This is a genomic window from Pseudoalteromonas sp. McH1-42 (assembly GCF_022347845.1).
In the GTDB taxonomy this organism is placed as follows: domain Bacteria; phylum Pseudomonadota; class Gammaproteobacteria; order Enterobacterales; family Alteromonadaceae; genus Pseudoalteromonas; species Pseudoalteromonas rubra_D.
In genome coordinates this window covers 1-1,625 of sequence record NZ_JAKRFU010000083.1, presented here as the reverse complement: position 1 = coordinate 1,625, position 1,625 = coordinate 1, and the positions used below count along the sequence as shown (strand labels likewise).

At 49.3% G+C, this 1,625-nt stretch carries 2 protein-coding genes; both read left to right on the top strand.

From position 1 onward, the window contains the following. Positions 1-625: hypothetical protein (locus tag MHN31_RS24125; protein WP_239445560.1), on the top strand; the 625-nt coding region annotated here is incomplete at its 5' end. Further along, a partial coding sequence (locus MHN31_RS24120; RefSeq protein ID WP_239445559.1) for a VCBS repeat-containing protein occupies positions 618-1,625 on the top strand: 1,008 nt, incomplete at its 3' end. The genes MHN31_RS24125 and MHN31_RS24120, both read left to right, overlap by 8 nt.

Sequence of the window (1,625 nt, the reverse complement as noted above, 5' to 3'; positions counted from 1 at the left end):
CAGTGGCCAGAAAATCATTGCCCATACTTCCAGCACCAGCACAGGCCCGTATGCCTTCACGGTAACGGATGTGAAAGGCAATAAATATACCTATGGTAAGTACAGCAGCACCTCGGATGCGTTGATTAACTCAAAGCAGGGTAAGGCATTTGCCTGGGCACTGAAGCGTGTTCAGGATGCTTCGGGTAACTACTATACTTACCACTATACTAAGGTCAGCGGCAGTCTGGAGTATTACCCGACGGCGGTGAAGTATTCGGGCTATGGTACAGGCGGCACCCGCAATGAAATCCGCTTTACCTGGGAAGACCGTGTAGATAAGAACAAAGTCTCTTATCTGAAAGGGAACAAGGTTGGCCTGACCAAGCGCCTGAAGCAAATTGATTCCTATTACTCAGGGAATCTGCTGCGTAAGTATAAGCTGACGTACCGCTATATCGGCACCGGCGTTACACAAAGTGCGCTGCAAAAAGTGCAAGCCTGCTCGTCGGACAACAGCTGTTTGTCACCTACTGTATTTAACTGGAAGACGCGCGGTAGCATTCGTCTGGGGTCAGACATTGGTCGTGACTACTCCAGAAACAGCCGCTATAAAGCGCACCAGTTTATGGATTTCAATGGGTGAGCGTCGTTTTCATGATATTGCTACGAAAACCTTCCGCAAAACCTGGAAAGTCATTGACTATGATAAGGATGGCAAAGACGACATCCTGTATATGAAGGGCAGCAGCCAGTACTGGCAGCTGATGCGCCATACGTCAGCAATGAATTTCACCACTACCCAACTGACGGGGATCAGTAAGCCGAGCTCAGATGACAATACGCGTTTTTTAGACATAGACGCAGATGGTTACCCGGAGCTGTTGCATTTTGTGGGTAACAAGCTGTCTTATCAGAAAGGTATTAAAACGGGTCTGGCCAGTGGTCAGGCAAAAGCGCTGAAGTTTAACCTGTCGGCACCGAGTGGCTCAACGGCGACTATGATGTCGTACGATAAAGAGGACAACACTTTTCAGGCGATGGATTTTAATGGGGATGGTCGCGCTGATTTCCTCGCTAAAGTGCGAGTGAGTACTTATTATGACGATATTGACCCACCCTGTGAAAGACCGCCTTTCTGTGAAGCTCCCAAAGGGATTGAACCCACCCCAATGGCGGTTAAGGTTAACCATGTAGGGGCCTCTTCAAGTCTGGCAGATCGATTTGGTGGTCAGGTTGAGCGCATCGGTGGTGGTACGGTCACACAGCGTAGTGAATCAGCACCCATTATCCCGGTTAATCTGAGCCAGTTGAATCCGGTGAATATGGTGGGTGGCCCGGCAGCCAGTGCGTTATTACAAGCGGAGCAGCAGGCGGCGCAGGTACAGTCACTGAGCGGGACATCAGGCCCTATTACCACTCAGGGCTATCGTAACAGTTACTACTGGAAAATCCTGGTTTCAATAGGGAATGACACCTTTGCAGAGCTTTACTCTTTAGGCAGTACCAGCTCATATAAAGACATTCAGGCGGTTGAACTGAATGGCGATGGTCTGGCAGATATTCTGTACCGCAACAGTAATAATGACTGGTATGCCCGGATCAATACAGGCACAGGGTTTGCCAGCGGGATCAAGTTATTTAAC